Here is a 356-nt window from a genome sequence, read left to right as displayed (position 1 = left end):
GCGGGCCTGCTGCTGCTCGGTCTGCTGGCGGGCGGCCCGACGACCCTGTTCGGACACTTCATGGGCCCGCACTTTCTCGCGCTCGCCAGCGTCCTGACGCTGATCGGATTCAATTTCATCACGATGGGCGTGCTCGCCAAGGTGATCATGGCCGACAAGCATCCATCGCTGCGAGGGCGTATCGTCCGATGGGCCACTGGACCGTTCGCGATGGAAGCGTGTCTGCTGGGCGGCGCCGCGACCGCGGCGCTCGGGTTGATCCTGGATGCGAATATGCTCTTCAAATGGCTAACCCATCCGGCGCTTCCAATGGAAAGCACCGTGCATCTGGCCAGTGTCGCCACGACCCTGATCGT

General features: G+C 63.8%; 1 pseudogene. It reads left to right on the top strand.

Annotated features, from left to right (window positions below):
* Positions 1-356: pseudogene (locus PI86_RS15620) on the top strand (glycosyltransferase family 2 protein); the annotation flags it as partial.

Source organism: Burkholderia sp. A9 (assembly GCF_000801975.1).
Note: the sequence above shows the minus strand (reverse complement) of the source record. Positions and strands in the feature narration are given on the sequence as shown.